Origin of the sequence: Microbacterium sp. GXS0129 (assembly GCF_044769785.1) — a bacterium.
GTDB lineage: Bacteria > Actinomycetota > Actinomycetes > Actinomycetales > Microbacteriaceae > Microbacterium > Microbacterium nymphoidis.
Genome location: NZ_JBIZVZ010000002.1, coordinates 562166 through 586873 on the forward strand (window position 1 = coordinate 562166; position 24708 = coordinate 586873).

Sequence of the window (24708 nt, forward strand, 5' to 3'; positions counted from 1 at the left end):
GGATGCGCGCTCCGACTCGGCGGATCGCGGCGGACGAGCGCAGCGCGTGTGCAACTAGCATGGCGGAATGAGCGACGACGATGTCACCCGAGTCATCAGCGCCGGAGCAGTTCGCGGTGCCCGTACCGGCGATGTGGAGAGGTATCTGGGCATCAGCTATGCGGAGGCGCCCTTCGGCGCGAACCGGTTCCGCGCTCCCCGGCCCGTATCCGCCTGGGAGGGCGTGCGTGACGCCACGGCGTTCGGCGCCACTGCCCCCCAGGCGCCGTACCAGGGAGCGACCGCGGAACTGCTGGGCTCGATCGCGATCGCCGGGGAGGACGTCCTCACCGCCAATGTGTGGCGCCCGGCGGATGCCGACGGGGCACCCGTGATCCTCTGGATCCACGGCGGCGCCCTGGAGCGCGGGACGGCGGCCCTGTCCGTCTACGACGGCACGGCCTTCGCCCGCGACGGGATCGTGTTCGTCTCGATCAACTATCGCCTGGGCTCCGAAGGATTCTCGGTGTTCGACGATGACAGTGCGCTGAACCTCGGCGTCGCCGACGCCGCCGCGGCGCTGCGGTGGGTGCACGAGGAGATCGCCGCCTTCGGAGGAGATCCCGCACGCATCACCCTGATGGGCGAGTCGGCTGGGGGTGCAATCGTCGCCGCGCTCCTGTCGATGCCGGACACCCGGCGCCTCGCAGCCGGCGCGATCATTCAGTCCGGACCGCTGTCCGCGCAGAAGCCGAAGAAGGCGGGTCGTGTCACGCGCGCGCTGGCGAAGCGCCTCGGCGTCGCGGCCACCAGCGCCGCCTTCGCGGAGCTCGCACCCGACAAGATCGTTGCGGCGCGAGTGGAGCAGGCGGCGGGGTCATCACCGATCGGGGGTGCACCGGCCTTCGCGCTCGCCCTGTCCGAGGATCTGCCTGACGAGCCGGAGACGGCCATCGTCGATGCCGACATCCCGGTGCTCATCGGCACGAACACCGACGAGTATCGTCTCTGGTTCCCACCCGCGGCGCTGGAGAGCATCACGGCGGGCAAGCTCCTACTGGCACGACTCGCCCTGCGGATTCCCGGTGCCGCTGTGGCCGCCTGCCGGCGCGTGTGGCCACGCGCCTCGGTTGGCGAGGTGTTCGGTCAGATCGCGACGGAGTACCTGCTGCGCGCGCCCATGCTGCGTGTCGCGGCGGCTCGCACCGCTCCCACATACGTGTACGAGTTCGCCTGGCAGAGTCCGGTGCGAGATCTCCGGGCCGCGCATGCGCTGGAGCTGGGGTTCGTCTTCGACACCCTGGACGACGACGAGGCGAAGCGCATGTCGGGCACGGACGCACCGCAGTCGCTGGCCGACGAGATGCACGCCGCGTGGGTGGCGTTCGCGCGCACCGGCGCCCCCGGGTGGCCTGCGTACGGCGCCGATCGGCTCACGCGGGTGTTCGACACCGCATCACGGACGGAACCGGTGCGCCGCGCGGCCGTCGTGGACGCGATGCGCTGACGCAGTACCCGCGTCAGGAGCGTGCGGCGTGCTCCGCGAGGATCGCGGACATCTCGGCCTGGCCGAACTGCTCGGCGATCTGAGCCGCCGTGCGGAATCCGACGTCCGGGTTCGCTCCGGCATCCAGCAGCACCCGGAGGATCTCGGCATCGCCACGAAAAACCGCGCAGGACACCGCCGTCTGTCCCATGGTGTTCTCGATGTCCAGTGCCGCACCGCGCTTCACGAGTTCGCGCACCACGTCGACCTGTCGCGCGTACGCGGACACGATGAGAAGCGTGTCCGAGCGGGCGTTGCGGGTGTCGATCGGCACACCGGCGTCGATCATCTCGCCGAGGGGACCCACACGGCCCTCCCGGGCGAGGTCGAACGTGCCGTCGATCACTTCAGCGCTGAGGCTCGCTCCGGGGTTCTCATCCATCCGCCCATTCTCTCAGGCGCCGTCGGCTGTGCGCGTCCCGAGTCCATGACTGGGCCGCCAAACCATGACCAATACCGCCGAACCGTCATGAATCCGGCGCCCAGTCATGGACTCGGCGCATCACGGGCGGCGCGCGAGAAGGGCTGGATCTATCGGCTACTCGGTCAGCGCCCGAACCACCGCGTCGGCGAGGAGCCGGCCGGTTCGCGTCAGCACCACCCGCTGCTCGCGCAGCGCGGCCACCGGCTCGATCAGTCCGTCGGCGATGAGACCGGCGACGTTCGCGCGGAACTCGGGCGCGACTTCCGTGATCGGAAGACCGGAGCGGATGCGCGACTGCAACAGCACACGCTCGAGACGTGCGGCTTCGGCGTCGGGCTGCTCGCGGGCGTGGGCGGGAGAGAGTCCGCCGTCGAGCCGCTGCGCATAGGCGGCGGGGTGCTTCACGTTCCAGAACCGCGTGCCGGCGATGTGGCTGTGCGCCCCGGGCCCGTAGCCCCACCAGTCCGTGCCCTGCCAGTAGGCCAGGTTGTGCCGGGAGCGGTGCCCGTCCCCGCGGGCGAAGTTGCTGATCTCGTACCACTCGTAGCCGGCCGCAGCCAGGCGGGCATCCACCAGCTCGTACATGTCGGCCTGGAGATCGTCGTCGGGAGCGGGCACCTCGCCGCGGCGGATCTGGCGGGCGAGCTTCGTGCCGTCCTCGATGATCAGCGCGTAGGCGGAGATGTGATCGGGTTCCAGCGCGAGCGCAGCCTCGACCGACGCGCGCCAGTCATCCAGGGACTCCCCCGGAGCGCCGTAGATCAGATCCACGCTCACATCGAGGCCGCCGCGCCGCGCCGCAGCCACGGCGGTGCTCACGTTGGCGGGGTCATGCGTGCGTTCGAGAGCTGCGAGCACGTGCGGGACGGCGGACTGCATGCCGATCGACATGCGGTTCACGCCCGCGGCGCGCAGTTCGGCGACCATCTCGTCCGTGACCGTGTCGGGATTGGCCTCCACGGTGATCTCCGCGCCCTCGCGGATGCCGAAAGCCTCACGCACGCCGTCGAGCATCCGGGCCAGATCACCGGCGGGAAGGAGGGTCGGCGTCCCGCCGCCGAAGAACACGGTGCTGATCGGGCGCAGTTCCCCGACGCGTGCCAGGACGTCGCGCGAGAGCGCCACCTCCTGCAGAAGCGTGTCGGCATACGCATCCTGGCGGGCACCACGCAACTCCGTGGCGGTGTAGGTGTTGAAGTCGCAGTAGCCGCACCGGACACGGCAGAAGGGGACGTGCAGGTACACACCGAAATCGACATCCGTCGAGGTGCGTGTACCGCGCGGCAAAGAGCCGTCCGACGGTACGGGATCACCGTCGAGAAGGGGTCCGCCCATCAGGACGTTGTGGTCGCATACAGCGGCGAGATGGCGCGGAGGTACTGCGTGAACAGGGCCTTGCGACGGCGCTTGGTGAGACCGGGGATGGTGCGGTAGAGGAACGCGCGGGGGCTGTCGAAGGCACGGACCGTGAACCACACCTCGTCGTTGGAGGCCCACTCGATCATGAAGGACTCCTCGCCGCTGACCACGGAGTCCCCCACGGTGCCCAGGCCGAAGCCCACTCGGCGCTTGTCCTCCACGACGAAGATCACGCGATACTCGCCATCGGCACTGTGCCCCCCGACGCGCCCATGGGCCCTAACGGTCATGCCCGCACCGACGTACGGCGTACCGTCAGCGTCGTAGCGCTGTTCGGTCTCCGTGCGGCTGGGCGTGATGGGGTGGCCCTCGTCATCGAAGCTGACCCCCTGGTACACGGGTCCGGAAGCCGGGCGGATGTCCTCCAGCTGCATTCCGGCCGCCTTCTGCGCCACCCAGCTCAGCAGGTCCTCCGATGCGGACCGGAATCGCGCCTCCCCGCTGCCGAGGCGCCACGACTCCTCGGCGGGGATGCTCTTCTCCGGCGGATACTGCATCAGATCCGGTGCCTGCGTCGCTCCGACGGCGGCATAGTCCACCGTCTCGTCCCTGAACGTTCCGCGCCGCATGAAGTACAGCCTAACGTGCCCTCGACGGTGGGAGCCATCCACCCGGGCCGCGCGCCGCCACACGTGACGCACCGTTTCGGAGACGACGAACGCGCGTCCACCGCAGTGGACGCGCGTTCGCAACACGGTGCGGGCTTACTTGTCCTTGCCCTCGACGTCACCGGAGAGCGCGGCGATGAACGCCTCCTGGGGAACCTCCACGCGGCCGACCATCTTCATGCGCTTCTTGCCCTCCTTCTGCTTCTCGAGCAGCTTGCGCTTACGGCTGATGTCACCGCCGTAGCACTTGGCGAGCACGTCCTTGCGGATCGCGCGGATGTTCTCACGCGCGATGATGCGCGCACCGATGGCGGCCTGAATCGGCACCTCGAACTGCTGGCGCGGAATCAGCTTGCGGAGCCGCTCGGTCATCATCGTGCCGTAGGCGTAAGCCTTGTCACGGTGCACGATCGAGCTGAAGGCGTCCACCTTCTCACCCTGGAGAAGGATGTCGACCTTCACGAGGTCCGCTTCCTGCTGCCCGGCGGGCTCGTAGTCCAGCGACGCGTAGCCCTGCGTGCGGCTCTTCAGCTGGTCGAAGAAATCGAAGACGATCTCACCCAGCGGCACGTTGTAGCGCAGCTCGACGCGGTCTTCCGAGAGGTAGTCCATTCCGAGAAGGGTGCCCCGGCGGGACTGGCACAGCTCCATCACGGTACCGACGTAGTCCTTGGGCGTGAGGATCGCGGCCTTCACCATCGGCTCCGCGACGGAGGCCACCCGGCCGTCCGGGTACTCGCTCGGGTTGGTCACCGTGACGTGCTGGTTGTTGTCGGTGGTCACCTCGTAGATCACGCTGGGCGCGGTGGTGATGAGGTCCAGTCCGAACTCGCGCGCGAGGCGCTCGGTGATGATCTCGAGGTGGAGCAGGCCGAGGAAGCCGCAGCGGAAGCCGAAACCGAGTGCCACGGACGTCTCCGGCTCATAGGCCAGTGACGCATCCGACAGCTTCAGCTTGTCCAGCGCCTCGCGCAGCTCCGGGTAGTCGGATCCGTCGATCGGGTAGAGACCGGAGAAGACCATCGGCTTGGGGTCCGTGTATCCGGCCAGGGCCGTCTCGGCGGGCTTGCGTGCGCTCGTCACGGTGTCACCGACCTTGGACAGCCGCACGTCCTTCACACCGGTGATGAGATAGCCCACCTCGCCGACACCCAGGCCCTTGGTGGGCACCGGCTCGGGGCTGGAGACGCCGATCTCGAGGGCCTCGTGGTTGGCGCGCGTGGACATCATCTGGATGCGCTCACGCGGCTCCAGCTTGCCGTCCACCATGCGCACGTAGGTCACCACGCCGCGGTATGCGTCGTAGACGGAATCGAAGATCATCGCGCGTGCCGGGGCATCGGGATCCCCCACCGGCGCCGGGATCTGCGCGACGATCGCGTCGAGGAGTTCCTCCACGCCCATGCCGGTCTTCCCTGATACACGCAGGACGTCCTCGGGCTTGCCCCCGATGAGGTTGGCGAGCTCAGCGGCGAACTTCTCCGGATCGGCTGCGGGCAGGTCGATCTTGTTGAGCACCGGGATGATGGTGAGATCGTTCTCCAGCGCCAGGTAGAGATTCGCCAGCGTCTGGGCTTCGATGCCCTGGGCCGCATCGACCAGGAGAATCGCGCCCTCGCACGCGGCGAGTGAGCGCGACACCTCGTAGGTGAAGTCGACGTGGCCCGGGGTGTCGATCATGTTGAGGGCGTACGTCTCACCGTCCAGCGACCAGGGCATGCGCACGGCCTGGCTCTTGATGGTGATCCCGCGTTCGCGCTCGATGTCCATCCGGTCCAGGTACTGCGCCCGCATGTCGCGGTCGGAGACGGAACCGGTGATCTGGAGCATGCGATCGGCGAGCGTCGACTTGCCATGGTCGATGTGCGCGATGATGCAGAAGTTTCGGATCTGCTCCGGCGGCGTCGCGGCGGGCTGGAGCGGCTTCAGGGCGCGTGGTGACATATCCGGACGAGTCTATCCGGTCCGCGTCCGGCTCAGAGACCCGCGAAGATGTCGCGGGTCTCGTCGGTGAAGTCCACGACGCTCCAGTTGACGCCGTCCAAGCGCATCTCCAGCCGGAGCAGTGTGCCGTCCGCCGTGATCCAGTAGTGAAGGTTCGACTGCGTGGCCCCTTCGCTGAGCGGCCCCGCGAAGACGGTGACAGGGGTGCCGGCCACGCTGTCCTCACGCAGGTACATCGCCCGCCCCTGCATCACCAGCTGGGCGTTGTCGGGGCGGTCCGAGGCCAGGCTGACCAGAAGCTGCTGCCCCGCCGCGAGCGTGGACATCGAGGAGTCCAGCGCTGTGCTCTCCCAGCCGTCAGCCGGAATCGGCAACGGTGGCGAAGCCGCCGGATCGGACAGGTCCTGGGCCGCGATCTCAGTCGGGGTCCACACGGTGAGGAAGGCGCCGCCATCGGGCGCGCTGATGGCGGCGTATGCGCGATGATCCTCCGGCGCGAGCCACCCGTTGATCGCGAGCGCTCCCCCGCTGTCGACGATGGTCCCCGCGACACCCACCACCGGGCGACGACCCAGCTGGAAGCCCACCGCGGCGAGCAGTTCCGCCTCCGCGGAGGTCACCGTGCGCGGCTGATCGGCGGTGACGCTCGCCGTCGGCTCCGGTGCCGTCGTTCCGGGCGCACAGGCGGCCAGCACGGCGGCAGCGGCAAGCGCGAATGCAACCGCGACGACGCGTCCACGGCGTGGGCGCGGCACGGCCGAGGCCGGCAGGGGCATGGTGCCCCTCCCGGCCTCGGCGATCCGATGACTCGGTCTTGCGCTCACTCGGCACTCACGATCGCGGATCCACGGCACTGGACCGGCGACGACGCGCCACGAGCACGGCGCCACCGAGGAGCAGCAGCAGTGCCATCGCACCGCCGACGAGCGACGCCGTGACATCGGCACCCGTGGTGGGCAGCGGCGGAACCACTCCTCCGGGGGTGACCGCGTTGAACGGGTCGTCGTCAGCGACCGTCCACGGCTTGCCCGTCGCAGGGTTCATCGCGGGAACCGGCTTACCGTCGGGTCCGAGCTGCGGCTTGCCCGTGGGGTTGCCGTTCTCGTCCACCGCCGGCACGACGATCGTGCCCGACACCTCGACGTGATCGGTGTGCGCGTCCTTCTCCCCCATCACCAGGGTGCCCTGGCAGAAGAAGGAGGCACCCGGCGCGAACAGCGCGCCATCCGCTGCGGACCACGTGATCGATCCGTTGACGACCTTTCCGATCGTTCCTCCCGGGAACACGCAGGTGATCGACTCGGGATCGATGGCGGGGCCGAAGTCGGTCACGTCCGTGATGACGAGATCGGTCAGCCAGGTCTTGCCCGTGTTGGTGATCACCCAGCGCACGGTCTGCGCACCCGTGGACTTCTTGCCGTCCTGCAGCGTGAAGTTCGCGGCGTCGTCCGGGGTGTTGGCGTCCTGGCCGGCATCGCCGAGCGGCTTGCTCGGGATCACCCAGGCTCCGTCCTCACCAACCTCCGGGTCCGCTCCGCTGCCGTCGTACTTGATCACCTGGATGTCACCCGAGAACGCGTTGTACGGGTTGTCGTCCGTCACCTTCTCACCGGCGGGTGTGACGGCGGCCACCTGGACCACGTCACGGTGCGGGTCCGATGCACCGTCGAGCGTGAGCTCGGAGGTGCAGGCGATGACATCGCCCGGTTCCCACGTCGTGGTACCCGGAGCGAAGGTTGCCTCCCAGCGGACCGTCCACGTCTTCGACCCCTTGTCGTACGTGCCCGCGGCGGACGAACCGTCGGGGAACTCGCACGCCATGCCGATCGGCGCAGTGCCGGCGGTGGTGACGTCCGTCAGAACGACATCGTGCAGGGCGTTCTGCGACGGGTTCTGGGCGATCGACACGATCTGACGCGTCTCGCCCTCGGGCGCGTACACCGCGCCGTCGAGCATCGTGTCGGCGTCGTTGACGATCTCGCCATCGGCACCATCGCCCTTGACCACGGTGATCTCGGTCGTGGTGGCGTGGAACTGGTCCTCGTCCGTCACGACCTGCTCGCTGCGAACGGGCTGACCGTCCTCTCCGGTCTCGTAGACCGGAAGGCCGTCCTCGCCGATGACGGGCTTGCCGTCCTCACCGAGCACCGGCGGCACGACGGTACCGGTCACCGAGACCTCGTCACCGTGGCGCTCGTTCGCAGCCAGGGTCAGCGGACCCTCGCAGAAGAACGAGGCACCCGGAGCCAGCGGACCCACCCACGGCCCAGAGGCCGAGAAGGAGTAGTCCGCAGGACCACCCACCGGCGACAGATCACACGTCCACGTGCCGACCGCCGGACCGTTCAGCGTCGCATCCGCCACGTTGACATCGGTCAGCCAGGTCGCACCCGTGTTCGTCACGACCCACCGAACCGGCTGAGCAGCATCCTTCGGGTAGTCGACGGCGTCACCGGCCGTGTTGGCGTCCTGGGCCGCGTCGGCCAGCGGCTTGACCGGAACAGTCCAGTCACCCGCGCCGCCGACCTCGGGATCGGCCTGGGTGCCGTCGTACTTGATCACCTGGATGTCACCGGAGAACGCGTTGTAGGGGTTCTCCTGCGTGACGATCTCTCCTGCGGGCGTGACGGCGGCCACCTGAACCACGTCACGGTGCGGAGCGGACTGACCGTCGAGCGTGAGCTCGGAGGTGCAGGTGATGACATCGCCCGGTTCCCACGTCGTGGTACCCGGAGCGAATGTCGCCTCCCAGCGGACCGTCCACGTCTTCGACCCCTTGTCGTACGTACCCGCAGCGGACGAACCGTCGGGGAGTTCGCACGCCATGCCGATCGGCGCGTCACCCGTGGTCGTCACATCGGTGAGGACGACGTCGTGAAGCGCGTTCTGCGAGGGGTTGACGGCGACGGAGACGATCTGACGAGTCTCACCATCCGGGGAGTATGCCTGACCGTCGCGCATGGTGTCGGCGTCGTTGACGATCTCGCCGTCCGCGCCGTCACCCTTGACCACCGTGATCTCGGTCGTGGTGGCGTGGAACTGGTCCTCGTCCGTCACGACCTGCTCGCTGCGAACGGGCTGACCGTCCTCTCCGGTCTCGTAGACCGGAAGGCCGTCCTCGCCGATGACGGGCTTGCCGTCCTCACCGAGCACCGGCGGCACGACGGTACCGGTCACCGAGACCTCGTCACCGTGGCGCTCGTTCGCAGCCAGGGTCAGCGGACCCTCGCAGAAGAACGAGGCACCCGGAGCCAGCGGACCCACCCACGCCCCGGAGGACGTGAACGAGTAGTCCGCAGGACCACCCACCGGCGACAGATCACACGTCCACGCACCCACGGCCGGACCGTTCAGCGTCGCATCCGCCACGTTGACATCGGTCAGCCAGGTCGCACCCGTGTTGGTGACCACCCAGCGCACCGGCTGGGCAGCATCCTTCGGGTAGTCCACAGCGGTGAGAGCGGTGTTCGCATCCTGGGCCGCATCAGCCAGCGGCTTGCCCGGAACCGTCCACGATCCGGTGGACCCGACCGACGGGTCTGCCTGGGTGCCGTCGTACTTGATCACCTGGATGTCACCAGAGAACGCGTTGTACGGGTTGTCGTCCGTCAGCGTCGTTCCCGCGGGGGTGACCGCCGAGACGGTGACCTCGTTGCGGTGCGGCGCGGACTGGCCGTTCAGGGTGAGGGTGGACGTGCAGGTGATGACGTCATCGGAGGCCCAGGTGGTGGTACCGGGCGCGAAAGTCGCCTCCCAGCGGACCGTCCAGGTCTTCGACGCCGCGTCGTAGCTGCCATCAGCGGACGATCCGTCGGGGAACTCGCACGCCATGCCGATCGGTGCGTCACCCGTGGTCGTCACATCCGTGAGAACCACGTCGTGCAGTGCACGCGGCGACGGGTTCGTCGCGATCGACACGATCTCGCGCGTCTCGCCGGCCGGAGCGTACCCCTGACCATCGGTCATGCTGTTCGCGTCGTTGACGATCTCACCGTCGGCGCCGTCACCCTTGACCACGGAAACGGTCGGTGCCGTCGCGTAGAAGGGGTCGTCGTCGTTCACCGTGACGTCGGATGCGACGGGCGCACCCTGATCATCGGTGACGTACTCGGGCACGCCGTCGTCGCCGATGACGGGCTGGCCGTCCTCGCCGAACAACGGGGTCACCACGGTGCCGGCCACCTCGACAGAGTCGGAGTGGCGCTCGTTCGCAGCCAGGGTCAGCGGACCCTCACAGAAGAACGAGGCACCCGGAGCCAGCGGGCCCATCCACGGACCGGCGGTCGCGAAGGAGTAGTCCGCAGGACCACCCACCGGCGACAGATCACACGTCCACGCACCCACCGCGGGTGCGGTGGTGGTCGTGTCCGTCAGCGTGACGTCGGTGAGCCAGGTCGTTCCGGTGTTCGTGACGACCCAGCGGACGGGCTGAGCCGTACCGGCGGGGTAGTCCACCGCGGTTGCCCAGTCGTTCGCATCCTGTGCCTCATCGGCGAGCGGCTTGCCCGGGATCTGCCAGGTGCCGGCGGAGCCCACAACAGGGTCAGCCTTGGTGCCGTCGTACTTGATCACCTGGATGTCACCGGTGAACGCGTTGTACGGGTCCTCAGCGCTCGGCCCGTTGGGCGTGGCCGGCGGCGGGTTGTCGGGGTCGCCGGGAACACCGACGGGCGACAGGTTGGTGGACACATGAGCGACGTCCGTGTGCGGCTGCGCCGAGCCCGACAGGGTCAGCGTCGCCGTGCAGTCGAACGTGACGCCCGGAGCCCACGGCTTCGGGGACGCACCCGCGAAGCTGGCTACCCACGGCACTTCCCAGGTGGTACCGGTCAGCACTCCGGCGGTCGGCGAGGCGTCTCCCGGGAACACACACTCAAGAGCCTCGATGGTGGTGTCGCCGGCGGTGCGCTCGTCACTGACGAGGACGTTGTACAGCGGCGCCTGTCCGGTGTTGGACATCGTGATGACGATGTCCCGGGTCTCACCCGGCGCGTAGGCCTCACCGTCATTCATCGTGTCCGCATCGTTCACGATCACGCCGTCCGTCGCATCGCCCTTCTCCAGGGTGATGGTGGGAACCGTGGTGGTCGCATAGAACGGGTCCTCGTCACCGGGGTGCACGTCGGAGAGCACGGGGTTGCCATTGCCGTCGACCGAAGGCTCGTCCGTGAAGGGGTTCGAGGCCGGGTCGTTCGGGTTGTAGTCCGGGTTCGGCTGCGGCACGATCACCGTGCTGGTCACGCTGGCGTTATCGGCGTGGGAGTAGTTCGCCCCCGTGGCGTCGAGCGTCAGCGTACCGGTGCAGAAGAAGGTCGTCCCCGGCTCCCAGGGCCCTGCCCAGGTGGTGCCGCTGGCCGGACCGCCGACAGGCGAGAAGTCACAGGACACGTCGGAGAGATCGGGGCCGTTCAACGTCTCGTCGGCGATGGTGATGTCACCGAGCCACGTGCTCCCGGCGTTCGTCACCGCCCAGGAGACCGGCTGAGCGCCGGTGTTTCCGGTGACCGGCGAGGCCACGTAGACGACAGCCGTTGCATCGCTGTTCGCATCGCGCTCAGCGCCGTCGACGAGTGGCTTCTCCGGAATGCCGTCCGACTCGGCCGGGGCGAAGCCGTCCCGGGAGTCGTACTTGACGAGCTGAACATCGCCGGTGAAGGCGTGGTAGTCGTCCCGATCGGTCACGGTCTCGCCCGTGGCGATGGACGTGCCCGTCACGGTTGCGGCATTGGCGTGCGGTTCGGCGTCACCGTTCAGCGTGAGCGTCGCGGTGCACGTGAACGCCGCGCCCGGCGCCCAGGAGGCGCTCGGCGTTGCACCGGTGGTCTCCGCCCAGGTGACGGTCCAGGTGCCGTTCGCGAGCACGCCCGCGGTCGGCGTGGTCGCTCCCGGGAACGTGCAGGCGAGCGCGGCGATGTCACCGCCGGTGATCGTCCGGTCGGTCACCGCGACATCCCGCAGTGCGTCGGTTCCGGTGTTGGTGACGTCGAACTGGATGGTCCGTGTCTCCCCAGCGGCGTACCCGCGCGCGTCGGCGGCGATGTCGGCATCGCCGGTCGCCGGACCACCCAGGGTGTCGTACTTCTCGATGTCCGCCTTCGGCGAGTGCTGGATGAACCCGAAGTCGAAGCTCGGGTCGTTCTCGCCCGGACCGCCCGTCGTGAGGGTCACTTCGGGGAAAGTGCCGCCCGGCGGGACGACTCCGTCCGAGTCGTGCTCGCCATCGCCCTGGTTGGGCGTCGTGGGCACGTAGCCATCCAGCGGACCACCCGCCGCGAAGTCGGCGGGGTTGTCAACCTTCACCGTGTAGTTCGTCCCGGGCTGCAGGCCGCCGGTGACGTTCGAGTTGTCGAAGAGGTAGGTGCCGTTCGCTCCGGTGACGGCGGTGCCCACGAGGGTTCCCGCCTCATCGTAGAGGTGAACGGTCACGCCGGCCGCCGGCGCTTCACCGGCGTCCTGGACGCCGTCGCCGTCGGCGTCGATCCAGATGCGGTTTCCGATCTGGATAGGTGCCTGGTCGCACAGCACTTCAAGGTCGGCGAGACCGGAACCCTTGAGGAACGATGAGGTGGCCGGCTGCAGCGCCAGGCCGCCACCGTTGTTGGTGCCGTCCCGGTTGATGCGACCGACACCGGCGGTCCACACGGACCCTGCCGGATCGACCGCGTCGGATGCGAGCGTGGTCTCGACGCGAGACAGCGCCTGCCCCGAGTAGAAGGCCTCTTCGTGGTACCCGGTGCGGTAGTCCCCGGTGTAGTACTCGCGGAACGTCCGCGACTGGCCGCCGTTCGCCCCCGAGACGTTGTTGTCGGTGCAGATGCTGCCTGCCGCGAGCGTCTGGGATGCGGGGTCGAAGTTCGGGTCGAGAACGAAGGTTCCATCCTCGAGCCGGCATCCGCGCAGGATGTCGGATCCCGACGCGGGCTCCGCGTTCGTCTGCCAGCCACCCGTGCGGGTGGGGTTCTCCGAGTTGTACGGCGTCTGGTCGCTGAAGCGGTCACGGAAGCTCACGACGAGATCGCCGTTGGTCTCCTCGATGATGTCGGCGAGGATCGGCTGCGGGTAAGACATCCAGCTGCCGCCATAGCAGCCGTTCACATTGTTCGTGGCCAGGTTCGCGCTGTTGGGGAAGTCCGCGATCCACGGGAACCACGCCCCCTCACCGGTGGCGACGGCGGCACCGGTGCAGACCGTGCCCTTGTATCCTTCGCCGCGTCCGAAGTCCAGCGGCTGGTCCATGACGATGTCGCCGAACGCTCCCGTCGCGGCGTCGAACTCGTAGATGACCGCCCGCATGTCGGCGGGGTCCTGCGTGGACTGAGCCGAGCAGACGCCTCCGACGTACTCGGTGAACAGGCCGACGCCCTCTCCGAACGGCTGCCAGTCACCCGGCACCGCGCAGGGGTTCGGAATGGTGTACGAACCGATCGGGCTGTTGTTCAGGCCCGTGGACATGCCGTCGTAGACGTAGACCTTCTTGTCCTCGAGGTTCGTGACGAAGAGGTACTTGTTGTCGTTCGTGATCTCGAGCTCACCGAGCGACTTCTTGCCGACCTGGTCATAGAAGCCGTAGTCCTGCCGGGTCGCGAAATCGTGGGAGTCCGGCCCCACGTTGGGAACCTGCGCCCACAGTGTCGCGCCACCGGTGGCGGGGTCGGTGATGTAGATGGCACCGGGACCGCCGGGGCCGTACGCCGAGCTGCGGTGCGCGACGGCGCTGGAGAAGACCCGCTTGGTGGCGTTGTTGTAGGCGATGCCGTAGAGCGAGCCGGTCTCCTGAAGCTGAGCGACCTGCGAAGCACCGCCCGTGGCGTTGTACTTCATGGTGAACAGGCTCTGCGCCGTGGGCGATGTCGTGCGCCCGATCGTGCTGTTCGGCAGACACGCGCCGATGAGGTCCGCGTTCTGCTGGCAGTAGTACGGCGGATACCAGAACGCGGCATTGACGAAGGCCCCGGCCCCGCCTCGCACGTCGACGAACTCCGTCGGAGTGGAGAGCTTCTTGTTCGCCGAGTTCGCCAGGTCCGCCGGGGTGACCGGCGCCGATGCGCCGGTGCCGTTGGCCGCGAAGCTCGGGAAGAAGGTCCCCGGGTGCGGGTTGGCGACGTCCACCCGGTACTGACCCCCGACGAGCGCGGAGGTCGCGGGAGTGAACACCGCGTTTCCGTTCGCGTCCGTCTGGACGGTGATCGAGGCGCCACTCGCGTCGGTGAGCGTGACGTCCACGCCGATGAGCGGCGGCTCGATGGTGGTCGAGTCGACGAGCCCGTTGGCGTTCACCTCCTGCACGACGTGGACGGTGACGGTGCCGTCGCCGGTGTCTGCGAGGGCCGCGTCGACGGCTGGGGCGAGAACCAGACCGGATGCGACCAGACCAGCCGTGGCGAGCACCGCACCGACGCGGGCGAATGGTGAGCGCAGATCCCACCACGGGCTGCGATCGGGGATATCGGGTGAGTTTCCAGCAACTCGGAGTCGAGACACCGAATCGTCCTTCCAGACGCTGCCGCGACGGGATTCACAGCGTGGGGGCTATCGGTCGAGAGCTGGTTGGGTAACCGCGCTGCGGGGGGTCAGCTGGCGCTCGTCCGACGAGGAACGATTCGACCCTAGCGGAGTGTCTGGGAGTTTGCCACATGTTCGCTCAGTAATTCGTGATCGCGCGGAGGTGCCGCGGGTGGCCGCGTGCGCGGGTACTGGATACGCTGACGGCATGGGGACTCAGGTGGTTCTGGTGCACGGCATCCGGACATCGGCCACGATGTGGCGGGCGCAATTGGAGCACCTGGCGGATCGCGGGGTCTCCGCGGTGGCGCTCGACCTCCCCGGCCACGGTACTCGCATGGCCGAGACCTTCACGCTGGGCGAGGCATGGCGGACGATCGACGAGGCGGTGCAGCGCGCGGCGGAGGACGGTCCCGTGCTCCTGGTGGGACATTCGATGGGCGGCCTGCTCACCACCGCATACGTCGGCGCCGAGACCGCTCCCCCGGTGACGGCCTTCATCGGCGCATCGTGCACGGCTCTGCCGCGCGGAGCGGGCCTTGCCACCTACCGTCTGCTCGCCGGCGGGTTCAATTCGCTGCCGGATCAGGGAGCCTGGCTGACGCGTCAGGTGCTCGCGGCGACGCTGCCCGACGAGACGCGCGCGGACTTCGGTGCCGGTGGCTACGCGCTCGCCGCGCAAGATGCAGCGCTGCGCTCACTGGCCCAGCTGGATCTCATGGCCGCCCTGCCCCGCATCACCATTCCCACCTGGTTCATCAACGGGCAGTTCGATCAGCTCCGCCTGAGCGAGCAGCTCTTCGTACGCCTCGTCCCTCACGCGGAGCTGATCGTCGTGCCCAGGACATCGCATCTGGTCACCGCCATGCGTCCGCGGGTGTTCAACGCGCTGCTCGATCTGGCGCTCGCCACGATCGATCAGGACATGCGCGCCGTCTGAGGCGTCCGCTCTCGCGCCCCCGCTGTCATCAGCCCGCCCAGCACCGACAGCACCGCCCCCGCGAGGAAGAGCAGCCAGAAGCCACCGGCCAGCGCGACCAGTGCCGCCCCGATCAGCGGTCCGAGCAGCTGGCCCAGCGCCGCCGATACCGTGACCATGCCGAGGTCGCGGGCGTGAGCGCGCTCGTCGGGAAGGAGGTCGGTCGCGAAGGCGAGGCCGGTGGTCATGAACGCGCCGTAGCCGACTCCGAGCATCGCCGCGGCCACCAGGGTCATCTCCCAGCTGGGCACGAACGCGAGCAACAGGGACGCCAGCGCCTGGATCATCGCACTCGCCACGGTCGGCATCCGGCGTCGGCCGGTGCGATCAGACCACCAGCCCGAGCCGAACGAGGCGAGCACGACGAACACGGTGTAGACGACGATCGCCATGAGCAGGTTGTCCTCGGCGGCGGCGCCCTGCCCCAGCCCGTACATCAGGAAGAACAGCAGCAGCGTGGTCCCCAGCGCGTTTCCGATGTTGACCACGAGGCGGCCGGAGATCATCCAGCCGAAGTCGCGGTCGCGCAGTGAGCGCAGGGCGCCGCTGTCGCGGCCGCTCGTCGCTGCCGGATGCCCCGGCGGGTCGGGGAGCACGAGGGCGGCGAGCGTGCCGACCATCGCGATGAAGCCGCCCAGCACCAGATACGACACGTCCACGGTGAGAGCGAGCACCACTACCGTGCCCACGCCGACGATGATCCCCACCGCCTGGGCGGAGCTGGCGAGCGAGGCCGCGGTTCCCCGCTGAGCCTCCGGCAGCTGGTCCGCGATCATCGCCGTGAGGGCCGCGGAGACGATCGCAATCCCGACGGAGACTCCCGTCCACGCCGCCCCTACGGCGACCGGACCCACGGCGAAGCCGGTGACGGCCAGGCACACGGCCGCGACCCATGTTCCGCCGAGCGCCCACGGGCGACGCCGGCCCCAGCGCGAGCGGGTGCGGTCTGACATCGCTCCGGCCAACGGCCCGGCCACGACCCCGGCCAGGCCACCCACACCCAGCACGACGCCGGTGGACACCACTCCGCTGATCCATCCGTCGGCGTCGTCGGGAGTGTCCAGCTGCGTCGGCAGCAGCAGTTGCACCGGAGTGAGCTGCACGGTCCAGATCGCGAGCCATGCGACCGCGAACAAGACCATCCAGCCACGGGTCACCGGCGTCCGGATCGCCGTGGCCGTCATGCCCGGCTCCGCGCGATGAGGTCTCGGTACCAGCGGTACGACGCCTTCGGCGTGCGGGTGCCGCTGGCGACATCGGTGTGGACCAGCCCGAAGCGCTGCGTGAATCCGTCGGCCCATTCGAAGTTGTCCAGCAGGGACCAGACCGTGTACTCATCCACCACGACACCGGCACGAAGAGCGTCGCCGACGGCGGCGATGTGGCGCTGCAGGTACGCGATCCGGTCGTGATCATCAACCGGGGCCGGCTCGTCCGGCTCCGGGAAGGACGCCCCGTTCTCGGAGACGACGACCGGTGGCAGCGCCGCGCCGTAGCGATCTCGCAACTGCACGAGAAGGGCGGTGAGGGCATCGGGGACGATCGGCCATTCCGGTCCGAAACCGGTTACGGGCGCATCGGGAGTCGGCACGATCGCGAAGGGCACCGGACCAGGGTCCGCGGTGACGGTCGTGGGGTTGTAGAAGTTCACCCCGTAGACATCCAGCGGCGCCGAGATCAGCTCGAGGTCCCCGTCCTGCACCGGCATCTCCGCGAGGCCCCATGCGGTGAGGTCCGGATATCGCCCGGTGAGCACAGGATCGGCGAAGAGCCGGTTGTGCAGCACGTCGTACGCGGCAGCGGCCGCCGCGTCCTCGTCGCTGTCGCGCAGCGGGCGCACGTGCGTGTGGTTGTTCGCGATGGCGACCTCGTGAGCTCCCGCGGCCCGCAGCACGCGCAGCGCCAGTCCGTGGGCGAGAAGCTGGTGATGCGCGGTCGGGAGCGCTCCGAACAGCATCGACCGTCCCGGCGCGAGAGTACCGACGGCGTAGCCCTGCAGGGTTGTCATGGCGGGTTCGTTGATCGTGTACCAGTGGCGCACGCGGTCCGACAGGCGGTCAGCGACGAGTCGGGCATAGTCCCCGAACCGCAGCGCGGTGTCGCGGTTCAGCCAGCCGCCTCGCGCTTCCAGCGCGCTCGGGAGATCCCAGTGGTACAGGGTCGGGAACGGCGTGATCCCGGCCTCGAGCAGATCGTCCACCACGCGGGAGTAGTAGTCCAGGCCCGGGGCGTTGGCGCCTCGCACGCCGTCCGGCTGCACGCGTACCCAGGAGATCGAGAACCGGTACCGATCCACCCCGAGCTCCCGGAGCAGAGCGACGTCCTCGGCCCAGCGGCGATAGCTCTGCGGTCCTTCCTGCGCCGTGGTGCCGTCGATGATCCTCCCGGAATCCACGAAGTCGTCCCAGATGCTGCGACCTCGGCCATCCGCGTCGCGGGCGCCTTCGATCTGGAAGGCGCTGGTGGCGGTGGACCACCGGAAGCCGGGCGGAAATCCGGGAAGCGGATCGATGGCGGTGCGCGGGTCGGACATGCATCTCCTCGGACAGCGTTGTGCGAGTGAACTCGGGTGTCTGTTCGGACGATACTCCGCACCATCGGTGTCACGTCAAGGGCTCCCTCCGCCGCGGTCGGAAGCATACGCAATGTGCTGATAGACTCGGCCTTTGACTTGTGTGTGGGTTCGCCCTCACATCGTCGAGGACAGCCCTCTCTCTGCCGCTCGACAAACCTCATCCCATTCGGAACGAAAGTCAGACCACACGTGGCAAACATCAAGTCGCAGATCAAGCGCAACAAGACCAACGAGAAGGCCCGCGAGCGCAACAAGGCCGTCAAGACCGAGCTGAAGTCCGCCGTGCGCCGCACGCGCGAGGCGATCGCTGCCGGTGACAAGGCTGCTGCCGAGGCCGCGCTGAAGAACGCGTCCAAGAAGCTGGACAAGGCCGTCGGCAAGGGCGTCATCCACGAGAACCAGGCTGCGAACCGCAAGTCCTCGATCGCCAAGCAGGTCGCCGCTCTCTGAGCCTCACACGCAGAATGCCCGCCCCTCCGGGGCGGGCATTCTGCGTTGGGCTGCGTCGCCATGAAGAATGGAGAACGCCCCTCCGGCACAGCTCGGAGGGGCGTTCTCCGTCTTCTCGCGGGTCAGAGCCCTTGCGCGAGACGGTAATACGCCTGGTTCCAGCGCACCTGCTGCTGGAAAGCGGGCAGCGTGGTGTCCTCGTCGATCACGAGCAGCTCCACCCCGGCCATGTCGGCGAAGTCGCGGAACGCCTCCAGACCGACAGCCGTGGACATCACGGTGTGGTGCGCCGCGCCGGCCGTCAGCCAGGCGGCCGCGCTGGTGGTGAAATCCGGTGCCGGTTTCCATACCGCACGTCCCACCGGGAGGTTCGGAAGCGGCTGACGCGGCTCGACGTTCTCCACCACGTTGGCGGTCAAGCGGAAGCGATCGCGCATGTCGCTCATCGCCACGACGATCGCCGGGCCGGGGTCGGCGGTGAACACCAGGCGCACCGGGTCGTCCTTGCCGCCGATGCCCAGCGGGTGGATCTCGAGGGTGGGACGGGCGGTGGTCAGCGACGGCGACACCTCCAGCATGTGCGCACCGAGAATGAGCTCGTCCCCCGGCGTCATGTCGTAGGTGTAATCCTCCATGAGGCTCGCGCCTCCGGGCAGGCCCGCTCCCATGACGTTCGCGATCCGCACCAGCACCGCGGTCTTCCAGTCGCCCTCAGCACCGAAGCCGTACCCTTCGGCCATCAGACGCTGCACAGCGAGCCCCGGGAGCTGCCGCAGCTCCCCCAGGTCTTCGAACGAGGTCGTGAAGGCACCGAAGCCGCCCTCCTCCAGGAACGAACGCAGCCCGATCTCGATGGCGGCCCCGTCCCGCAGGGACTGGTGGCGCTCGGCACCACGTCGCAGTTCCGGAGCCACGTCATAGAGGTCCTCGTACTCGGCGACGAGCGCGTCGATGTCGGCCTCCGCCACGGCCGCCACGGTCGCCGCGAGGTCGTTGACGCCCCAGGTGTTCACCTGGACGCCGAATCGCAGTTCGGCCTCGGTCTTGTCGCCCTCGGTGACGGCGACGAAACGCATGTTGTCGCCGAAGCGCGCCAGCTTGAGCGAGCGCGCAGCCGCGAGCCCCGCGGCGGCGCGCTGCCAGGTGGCGATCTCCGACCGCACGCGGGCGTCGCTGGCGTGTCCGACGACCGTCTTGCGCGCCACACCGAGGCGGGTCTGGATGTAGCCGAACTCGCGGTCTCCGTGTGCTGCCTGGTTCAGATTCATGAAGTCGAAGTCGATGTCGGCCCAGGGCAGCTCGACGTTCGCCTGCGTGTGCAGGTGCGCGAGAGGCTTCTGCAGTGCGTCGAGTCCGGCGATCCACATCTTGGCCGGGCTGAAGGTGTGCATCCACGCGATGAGGCCGATGACGTTGTCAGCCGCGTTCGCCTCGAGCACCAGGGCACGGATGGACGCGGAGTCGGTGAGCACGGGCTTCCAGACGATCCGCACCGGGACATCGTCGGCCGAATCCAGGAGGCTGGCGATCTGCTGAGACTGCTCCGCCACCTGGGCGAGCGTCTCGGGGCCGTACAGGTGCTGGCTCCCGGTGAGGAACCACACCTCGTAGGCGTCGAGCGTGGTGGACAGGGGCGTGCGTGTCATGATGTCCTTCCGGAGTTCAGAGAGCGTCCACCGCAGCGGCCTCGATCGCGAGGCCACGACGATAGCCGTCGAGGTAGGCGGCGAAACCGGCGACGTCGTCGGCATCGGGTTCGGTGAGGCGGGTGTCGGCATCGGCGAACACCACGTCGTTGACGTAGTCGCGAAGCGAGCACGCCTCGGCGTGGCCCAGGTAGGAGGCCAGAACGGCGATCCCCCACGCGCCGCCCTCCGCCGCCAGCTCACCGACGGCCACCGGAGCTTGGAGGGCCGCGGCGAGGAATCGCTGCGCCACCCCCGCGGTCCGGAACATCCCGCCGTGGGCGAACATACGATCCAGCCGGACGCCCTCGGCGTCCAGGACCTGCATTCCGACAGCGAGGGTGGCGAACACGCCATACAGCTGCGAGCGCATGAAGTTGGCGAGGGTGAAGGCGCTGTCGGGGGTGCGCACGAACAGCGGGCGCCCCGAGGTCAGCCCGACGATCGGCTCCCCGGCCAGGTGGTTGTATGCCAGCAGGCCGCCGGCGTCCGAAGCGCCGTCCAGCGCTTCGCGGAACAGTGTTTCGAAGACGGCATCCTCGTCGACGGGGTCCCCCGACGCCGCCGCGAACCGTGCGAACAGGCTCGCCCAGGCGGCGAGCTCGCTGGCGCCGTTGTTGCAGTGCACCATCGCCACGGCGTCCCCCGCGGGAGTGGTGACGAGATCCAGTTCCTGGTGCGCGGACGCCAGCGGTCGCTCCAGCACCACCATCGCGAAGATGCTGGTGCCGGCCGAGACGTTGCCCGTGCGCGGCGCGACGGAGTTTGTGGCGACCATCCCGGTGCCGGCGTCGCCTTCCGGCGGGCAGAGCGGAGTACCGGCCTCGAGCCCCCCGCGCGGATCCAGCAGCAGGGCGCCCTCCGCGGTCAGCGTCCCGGCCCGTGCACCCGCGGGAAGGACGTGCGGAAGCAGATCACGCGTCGGGCGTGGCAGTCGTCCGTCGGCCAGCCGATCGTAGGCGTCGAGCATCTCGGAGTCGTAGTCGACACGGCTCGAATCGATCGGGAACATCCCTGACGCATCGCCGACACCGAGCACGTGTTCTCCGGTGAGCCGCTCGTGCACGTACCCGGCGAGAGTGGTGATCCGATCCAGCGCAGGCAGGTGCTCCTCCCCCGCAAGCACCGCCTGGTGGAGGTGGGCGATGGACCAGCGGAGAGGAATGTTCACGCCGAAGAGTCCGGTGAGCTCGGCTGCGGCGGCAGACGTGCTGGTGTTACGCCAGGTGCGGAAGGGGACGAGGAGATCGCCGGCCGCGTCGAGGGCGACGTAACCGTGCATCATCGCGGAGATCCCGATCCCGCCGAACTGCCGGGGGCGCACGCCGTGGCGCTCCTCGGCATCCGTGAGCAGCCCTGCGACCGCGCTCTGGATTCCCCGCCAGACCGCCTCGACACTGTAGGTCCACAGCCCATCGACCAGCTCGTTCGCCCAGGCGAAGGAACCCACGGCGATCACCTGGGACGGATCCGAGCCGATCAGGCATGCCTTGATACGGGTCGAGCCCAACTCGATCCCGAGGCTGGTGCGGGCGCTGGTGATGTCGGACGCTGCGGTGCTCATGGCTGCTCTCTCACCGACGCGCGTCGGTGTTCTGTCCGTAGACGTTCTGATAGCGGTTGTACAGGGCGTCGATCGCCTCAGGATCGATGGGGATGAGCGGACCGGCCTCGCGAGCGAGATGGACGGTGCGGGCCACATCCTCGACCATCACGGCCGCTTTCACGGCGTCCCGGGCATCGACGCCGATGGTGAACGGACCGTGATTGCGCATGAGCACGGCACGCGAGCGGTGCCCCCGGAGCGTCTCCACGATCCCGCGTCCGATCGAATCGTCGCCGATGATCGCGAACGGCCCCACGGGGATCGGTCCGCCGAACTCATCCGCCATGGCGGTGATCACGCACGGGATCTCCTCGCCGCGCGCGGCCCACGCCACCGCGTAGGTGGAATGGGTGTGTACCACGCCCCCGACCTCGGGCATGTTGCGATAGACGTAGGCGTGCGCCGCGGTATCGCTCGAGGGTGCACGCTCGCTCCCCGCAGCACCGGGAATGGCATTGCCGTCGAGGTCGCACAGGATCATGTTCTCGGCCGTGAGGTCGTCGTAGCTGATGCCGGACGGCTTGATGACGAAGAGGTCAGCCCCGGGCACGCGACCCGAGACGTTCCCTCCGGTCCACACCACCAGGGAGTACCGCACCAGCTCGGCATGGAGGCGCGCCACGTCCTCGCGCACGGTGCGGATGGCTGCATCGATATCGGGGCCGAAGGTTGGCTCTGCGCTGCTCACGGTACCTCACTGTCACGTCGTGTGCGGATCACATTATGTGACCGGTCACAGCAGTGTGTCACACCCGCTGCGCACCGTCAAGAACGGGTGGGGGTCAGGCCGGTGGTGCCACGGAATCGCGAACCACGAGCACCGGCTTCACCGGCTCGGCAGGCTCGCGCACATCGGCGGTTCCGACCAGCAGTCCGACCGCGCGCCGCGCGATGGCGGAGAAGTCCTGGTGCACCGTGGTGAGCCTCGGCCAGTAGTAGGCCGCGTCGGGGATGTCATCGAAGCCCACGATGCTGATGTCGCCCGGGACCGTCACTCCGGCCTCGTGGAGCCCGCCGAGCAGACCGAGCGCCATCTGATCGTTGGCGGCGAACACGGCGGTCACCCCGGATGCGACGATCTTCCGGGCTGCGGCATGCCCGGAGCCGGCCGACCAGTCCCCCGTGATGATCGGTCCGACGGAAAGGCCGCGATGGGCGAGCTCGCTGACGTAGCCGTCCGCACGCGACTGCGCCTCCAGCCAGTCCTCCGGACCGCGCAGGTGCCCGATGCGGGTGTGACCGGCATCGGCGAGCGCCGCCACGGCCAGTCGTGCACCGGCGACCTGATCGATCGACAAACCCCGCTCGCCGCGTCCAGCCGAGTGCAGAGTGATGACGGGAACATCGATGTCGAGCGAGGAGACGGCATCGAGCGTTGCGGCGTGGGGCGCGACGACGACGATGCCTTCCACCCCCTGCGCGAGCAGATGCTCGATCGCCGAGGTCACGGATGCGGCGTCGTCCGCTTCGGCGAACGCGGCGCTCACCCAGTAGCCGGCTTCGCGCGCCGATGCCTCGATGGCGGCGATGCTCTGAGCCGGACCGAAGAGCACGGCATCGGAGGCCAGCACGCCGATGGTGTGCGAGCGGTGGGTTCCCAGGGCGCGGGCTGCGTTGTTGACGCGGTAGCCGAGTTCCGCCATCGCAGCGAGCACGCGTTCGCGCGTCTCCGGCGCCACCTCCGGATTGTCGTTGAGCACACGTGACACGGTCTGGCGCGACACCTCGGCGCGCGCAGCGACATCACGGACGCCCACTCGTCGCCTGGCACCACCCGTCGCGTCGTTCACGCGGTCGAGTCTAGGGCGCATCCGGTGCTGTGCCTCACGCGCCCCACGGGAGCGTCATACCCGACGGTCACCGTGGCCTCCTCCGATCGGTGGTGCAGCGCACGCGAAGCTGCTCACCCCTGAGACGCATAGGGGGCACGCGTGGCGATGACGGTGATCAGCCGCTCCAGCGCGAACACGGGGTCGCGGGATGCCCCCTTCACCTCGGCATCCGCACGGGCAGCCGCCTGGATCGCGATGGCGAGCGTGGTCTGGTTCCATCCGGCGAGGTCGCGTCGCGCCCGATCCACCTGCCAGTCCTTCATGCCCAGCCGATTCGCGATGGCCTGATTGGACTCCCGGCCGGCACCGGCCACCCGCGCCATGGTGCGCAGCTTCATGGCGATGGCCGCGACCATCGGCACCGGGTCGGAGCCGGAGGCCAGGGCCTGGCGGAGCGAGACAAGGGCTTCAGCGTGCTTTCCCGCGATGGCCGTGTCGGCGACCGTAAAGGCCGTCGTCTCCACTCTGCCGCCGTAGTAGCGCGCCACCACTTCGTCGGTGATCTCGCCGGAGACGTCCGAGATCAGCTGCTGGCACGCCGCGGCGAGCTCCGTGAGGTCGTCCGCGAAGGCGCTCACGAGTGCTCGCAGAGCTCCCGGGGCGATGCGCCGACGTGCAGCTTTGAACTCCCCCGCAGCGAAATCGAACCGGTCGGAGTCGCGTTTGACAGCAGGGCAGGCGATCTCGATCCCGCCTCCTGAACCGGCGCGGATCGCATCGAGGAGCTTCTTGCCCCGAACGCTGGCCCCGGTGTGACGCAGCACGAGCGTCGCGCCCTCCTGCGGGTTGTCGAGATACGCGATGGCCTCGGCGAGGAATGCGTCGGAGCACTTCTCGACCCCCGAGACCCGGATCAGGCGCGGCTCCCCGAACAGCGATGGCGAGGTGAGCGCCAGCAGCGTCCCCGCGGCGTAGTCGTCGGCACGGACGTCCGACACCTCCAGCGACGGATCCTCCGCCTTGAGATAGGTGCGCACCCCCGCGATCGCACGCTCCGCGCAGACCTCCTCCGGGCCCGACACGAGGACGACCGGCGCGGGCTGCGGGGCGCGCCAGGACACCTGCGGGATGACCGATGACGCCTTCTTCGCGGGTGCTCGACGTGCCGTGGGTGCCATGGTTCGAGCCTACCGGCGACCTCCGACGTCACTCCGCCACT

The 24708-nt window shown here is 68.7% G+C and carries 16 protein-coding genes; 3 read left to right on the forward strand and 13 right to left on the reverse strand.

Translation table 11 applies throughout. The features are described 5' to 3' along the window. Positions 1-67 precede the first annotated feature (67 nt). Positions 68-1486, forward strand: coding sequence for a carboxylesterase/lipase family protein (locus tag ACIQJ5_RS09120; RefSeq protein WP_402843033.1), 1419 nt, complete (start codon positions 68-70; stop codon positions 1484-1486). A 13-nt stretch (positions 1487-1499) separates the two neighbouring features. On the opposite strand, the gene ACIQJ5_RS09125 is transcribed toward ACIQJ5_RS09120, so the two are convergent. From ACIQJ5_RS09125 to ACIQJ5_RS09150, 6 genes are all read right to left on the reverse strand, one after another. Then, on the reverse strand, positions 1500-1907 hold the full coding sequence (locus ACIQJ5_RS09125; protein WP_231092095.1) for an ankyrin repeat domain-containing protein: 408 nt from the start codon (positions 1905-1907) through the stop codon (positions 1500-1502). A gap of 156 nt (positions 1908-2063) precedes the next feature. After that, positions 2064-3284 carry a radical SAM family heme chaperone HemW gene (gene hemW / locus ACIQJ5_RS09130; protein ID WP_231092094.1) on the reverse strand — a complete coding sequence of 407 codons (1221 nt, stop codon included), beginning with the start codon at positions 3282-3284 and terminating at the stop codon, positions 2064-2066. Beyond that, entirely contained in the window at positions 3284-3937 is a 654-nt protein-coding gene (locus ACIQJ5_RS09135) for a DUF1990 family protein (RefSeq protein WP_231092093.1), read from the reverse strand. The genes hemW and ACIQJ5_RS09135 overlap by 1 nt, the downstream gene beginning before the upstream one ends. A 135-nt stretch (positions 3938-4072) precedes the next feature. Further along, a complete protein-coding gene (lepA, locus tag ACIQJ5_RS09140; protein WP_231092092.1) occupies positions 4073-5920 on the reverse strand; it encodes a translation elongation factor 4 in 1848 nt (615 codons plus the stop codon). Positions 5921-5952: 32 nt separating this feature from the next. Further along, on the reverse strand, positions 5953-6696 hold the full coding sequence (locus ACIQJ5_RS09145) for a hypothetical protein (protein WP_231092091.1): 744 nt from the start codon (positions 6694-6696) through the stop codon (positions 5953-5955). 55 nt (positions 6697-6751) lie between these two features. After that, complete coding sequence (locus tag ACIQJ5_RS09150; protein ID WP_402843036.1) at positions 6752-14401, reverse strand: SdrD B-like domain-containing protein; 7650 nt, start codon at positions 14399-14401, stop codon at positions 6752-6754. A 229-nt stretch (positions 14402-14630) separates the two neighbouring features. On the opposite strand from ACIQJ5_RS09150, the gene ACIQJ5_RS09155 reads away from it, so the two are divergent. After that, positions 14631-15362 (forward strand): alpha/beta fold hydrolase, encoded by a 732-nt coding sequence (locus tag ACIQJ5_RS09155; protein ID WP_231092089.1) that lies wholly within the window; start codon positions 14631-14633, stop codon positions 15360-15362. On the opposite strand, the gene ACIQJ5_RS09160 is transcribed toward ACIQJ5_RS09155, so the two are convergent. Both ACIQJ5_RS09160 and ACIQJ5_RS09165 read right to left on the reverse strand, forming a co-directional pair. Then, positions 15341-16585, reverse strand: a complete 1245-nt coding sequence (locus ACIQJ5_RS09160; protein WP_402843037.1) for an MFS transporter — start codon at positions 16583-16585, stop codon at positions 15341-15343. The two genes, ACIQJ5_RS09155 and ACIQJ5_RS09160, sit on opposite strands and share 22 nt — an antisense overlap. Continuing rightward, positions 16582-17934, reverse strand: a complete 1353-nt coding sequence (locus tag ACIQJ5_RS09165) for a GH1 family beta-glucosidase (protein WP_402843040.1) — start codon at positions 17932-17934, stop codon at positions 16582-16584. The genes ACIQJ5_RS09160 and ACIQJ5_RS09165 overlap by 4 nt, the downstream gene beginning before the upstream one ends. A gap of 231 nt (positions 17935-18165) precedes the next feature. Between ACIQJ5_RS09165 and rpsT the strand changes: the two genes are divergently transcribed. Further along, a complete protein-coding gene (gene rpsT, locus ACIQJ5_RS09170; RefSeq protein ID WP_402843042.1) occupies positions 18166-18426 on the forward strand; it encodes a 30S ribosomal protein S20 in 261 nt (86 codons plus the stop codon). 122 nt (positions 18427-18548) lie between these two features. On the opposite strand, the gene araA is transcribed toward rpsT, so the two are convergent. From araA to holA, 5 genes are all read right to left on the reverse strand, one after another. Beyond that, a complete protein-coding gene (araA, locus tag ACIQJ5_RS09175) occupies positions 18549-20072 on the reverse strand; it encodes an L-arabinose isomerase (protein WP_402843044.1) in 1524 nt (507 codons plus the stop codon). A 16-nt stretch (positions 20073-20088) separates the two neighbouring features. Further along, complete coding sequence (locus ACIQJ5_RS09180) at positions 20089-21675, reverse strand: xylulokinase (protein WP_402843047.1); 1587 nt, start codon at positions 21673-21675, stop codon at positions 20089-20091. Between the two features lie 10 nt (positions 21676-21685). Then, positions 21686-22405 carry an L-ribulose-5-phosphate 4-epimerase gene (locus ACIQJ5_RS09185; protein ID WP_402843049.1) on the reverse strand — a complete coding sequence of 240 codons (720 nt, stop codon included), beginning with the start codon at positions 22403-22405 and terminating at the stop codon, positions 21686-21688. Between the two features lie 94 nt (positions 22406-22499). Beyond that, entirely contained in the window at positions 22500-23507 is a 1008-nt protein-coding gene (locus ACIQJ5_RS09190; RefSeq protein ID WP_402843051.1) for a LacI family DNA-binding transcriptional regulator, read from the reverse strand. 113 nt (positions 23508-23620) lie between these two features. Next, the gene (gene holA, locus ACIQJ5_RS09195) at positions 23621-24667 is read right to left on the reverse strand and encodes a DNA polymerase III subunit delta (RefSeq protein ID WP_402843054.1); all 1047 of its coding nucleotides are present in this window, start codon (positions 24665-24667) and stop codon (positions 23621-23623) included. Between the last annotated feature and the right edge of the window lie 41 nt (positions 24668-24708).